The sequence below is a fragment of the Thalassospira sp. UBA1131 genome (assembly GCF_002311515.1).
Classification (GTDB): Bacteria; Pseudomonadota; Alphaproteobacteria; order Rhodospirillales; family Thalassospiraceae; genus Thalassospira.
Window position 1 is genome coordinate 1 of sequence record NZ_DCAO01000003.1, and the last position, 1,348, is coordinate 1,348.

At 51.6% G+C, this 1,348-nt stretch carries 1 protein-coding gene and 1 pseudogene; both read right to left on the reverse strand.

The window, feature by feature from the left end; all coding sequences use genetic code 11:
- Positions 1–1,058, reverse strand: a pseudogene (locus B3Z49_RS00160) (hypothetical protein); the annotation flags it as partial.
- A 27-nt stretch (positions 1,059–1,085) separates the two neighbouring features.
- Positions 1,086–1,348, reverse strand: a 263-nt coding sequence (locus B3Z49_RS00165) for a flagellar basal body rod C-terminal domain-containing protein (protein ID WP_296987185.1), incomplete at its 5' end; no start/stop codon positions are given.

Genomic DNA, 1,348 nt, shown 5'->3' on the forward strand with positions numbered 1-1,348 from the left:
AACCGTTCGACATTGGCAATATCGAGACCGATTTGCCCCTGAACGTTTGGAAGTTCGTTTATTGCATCGTTGATAAAGCCGAGTGCGACAGTCAGCGCATCCTGGTTTTCAGTGCTTGCAGCAATGCCAAGGCCCTGGATCAATTTCTGGAATGCCGGGTTGTCACCCAGAATGCCATAGGAGACGTCGTACTTGTCGTCGACCCGCAGATCCATGATCTGATGATCACCATTATAATAATCGGCATCCGGGCGCGGATTTCCCATTTTCTCCATACCAAGTTTTGAGAGAAAATCACCGCCACCCGTTTCGGTAATAGTGATTGAGCCGTTCCCGACATTTTCAATATTCAAAAGCGTTGTGCCTTCACCGCCCAGCCCCCGCAGCGACGCAATGGCGCGGTTGGTTGTGACGTTATTGATGGCATCCATGATGTCATCGATATCGTCGGTGGCGGCGTTGTAGTTGACGGTAGAGGTCGAGCTGTTGCCATCGACATCTGTGCTGACGATCTGGAGCGTGCCGTTAGTTGTCACGCCAAGTGAGGAGAGAAGGGCGCCGCTTGTCACTGACGTATTAAGTTTGCTGATGTAGTTATCAGGCGCCCCGATTTTCTCGATGTCCACTGCCGGTTCTTCGGAACGTCCGCCGGCAAAAAGGAAACGTCCGTCAAGGTTGGTATTGAGCAAGTTGGCAATCTGTTGCAGTGCCTGGTCTGCTTCATTACGGATATTGACATCATCAGCCTGTTGAGCGGAGCTTGCCTGGATCAGCAAGCTCTTCATCTCGGTCGCGATGGTCAGCATGCTGTCAACGGCGGTTTCCATGCTTTGCAGACGCAATTTACCTTGCGTTGTATTGCGCAGGTACTGTTCCGTGCGGCTGTATTCGCCTTCGAGATTAAGTAGGCGCTGTGTACTGTCAGCAATACCTGCGTAATTGCGCGATTTGTAACCGCTGGACGCTTGGTTCTGAAGATCTGTTACACGCGCAGCATTGCGGAGTGCCAAGTCCGAGAGCAATGTGTGGTTCGTATATGTCGCGACACGAGTTACCATGACAGCCTCATTTCATAAGCATGCAGTTTAAACTGCATTGAGCAGTGCATCAAACATTTCCTCAACCGTGGTAATCACTTGGGCAGAGGCGGTGTAGGCACGCTGAAAAATCACCAGATCCGACATTTCTTCATCAAGGTTGACCCCGGCTTCGTTCTGGATGCGGGTGCTAAGGTCAACCACCAGGTTGTCCTGGAAATCATAGGAACTTTCGGCAATGCTGGCTTTTGTCGCTGCGGTTGCCACGATCCCTGCTGCATAGTCGGTTAGCGATGTGCGTTCGCCCGACA